The sequence below is a fragment of the Mesorhizobium sp. M4B.F.Ca.ET.089.01.1.1 genome (genome assembly GCF_004022605.1).
GTDB lineage: Bacteria > Pseudomonadota > Alphaproteobacteria > Rhizobiales > Rhizobiaceae > Mesorhizobium > Mesorhizobium abyssinicae.
In genome coordinates, this window is record NZ_RZOS01000828.1 from 1 (window position 1) to 1,365 (window position 1,365).

The 1,365-nt window shown below is 55.8% G+C and carries 3 protein-coding genes; 2 read left to right on the forward strand and 1 reads right to left on the reverse strand.

The window, feature by feature from the left end:
• Window positions 1-411: hypothetical protein (locus EN780_RS34270; protein WP_210215077.1), on the forward strand; the 411-nt coding region annotated here is incomplete at its 5' end.
• Window positions 412-793: 382 nt separating this feature from the next.
• Window positions 794-982, forward strand: coding sequence for a hypothetical protein (locus EN780_RS34275; RefSeq protein WP_128276462.1), 189 nt, complete (start codon window positions 794-796; stop codon window positions 980-982).
• A gap of 172 nt (window positions 983-1,154) precedes the next feature.
• Here the strand turns inward: EN780_RS34275 and EN780_RS39850 are convergent.
• Window positions 1,155-1,365, reverse strand: a 211-nt coding sequence (locus EN780_RS39850) for a hypothetical protein (RefSeq protein WP_210215078.1), incomplete at its 5' end; no start/stop codon positions are given.

Consider the following 1,365-nt stretch of genomic DNA (forward strand, 5'->3'; position numbering starts at 1 on the left):
AACGGGACGCGGCTCACGAGCCGGCCGGACGTATCAGGCAGCGGAGGACCGCGTTCGCTCTTGGCCTACTATGCCGCCCTTTGGCGTACGTCTCTCGGCACACACGGCTCATTCTCCGTGCCATTGGTTATCGACGCGCCGCAACAGCAGGGGCAGGATGCGACGAATCTGCCGAAGATCATCCAGTTCATCGCGAACGATCTGCCAAAGGATGCGCAGATTGTCTTGGGGATCGAGACGAAGACAGAGGAGCACTTTGACAACGTGATCGAACTGAACGATCCGTACCATTTGCTTCAGCCCGACGAATACGAGCCGGTCCAGCAGCTCATCGATCCCTTCTTGAAGTCGATGTACGCCGCCCTTTTCGCCGAAAATCAGGCGGGCGAAAGCGACGCCAATTCTGCATAAGCGCTTTGTCCTCCTGTGTAATCCTGTCACGGCACCGATGGGCAGCCCTTTAAGCGTCTTCGTTGTTGCGTCCATATTTGCTGCAACAGGAATGCGCTAGACCGCCGAGGTCGAGGTTGCTGGCACGTAGTTAGTTGCCGACGACCGCGGAGAGAGTCGCATCAGGCAAGTAGCGCGAAAGGCAGGCTGTTGCACAATTGGATGAGGCAAAACTTCAATCGACTGGCATCTGCGGGTATGCGGGATTCTTGGGGTATTTGGGGACAGCATGAAATCGTTTCTGGCAATGCTGTGCACGGTCTCGGCCGTCTGCACGAATCTCGCCGCTCAAACATTGGCAATGTCGTTATGTCAATCCGCTTAGGCCGCCCCTAACGATGCCTTGATCGCTCACGTGCAGCCTTTTGTCGAAAGCTTCATGGAGTGTGGCAAGGCGGTAGGTGCCGAATTCGCCTCCCGGCTTCCCGATGAAGACGCTGGCAACATTGCCATTGCCGTCGCCAACGTGTGTTCCAAGGAGAAAACTTTTCTCAGGAAAGCGATTGCCGAAGTGTATCCGGTCGGGGATTGACAAGAATTGTATCGAATGAGCGACGAAGCCTTTCTATCGACGGTCACCAGGGGTTGTGTTGGAAGGCCGAATGTAAATCGAGATAAGAGGTCGTTTGGTTCGGTAGCAGTGGGGGAGGGAGACGATGGGCCCGAGGCGGAGATTAGACGAGGAGAATGAGAGGCTCCACTCGTCAAAAGTTCCCTTCATTGAGACTTACCGTGAGACAGTGCGTGAACAGCAGGTTCTTGGACCGCCTTTGGCGCGCGAGGTAATCGTTGTCCGGATCGACAAGAACTATCTGAAGCTCTACTCGTTTCTTCTCGGGTTCGCCTTTCTTCTCGTCGTCATTGGCGTACTTTGGGGCTAGATCCCATGCCCGCGTCGTGCGGCCTGATCGCGGG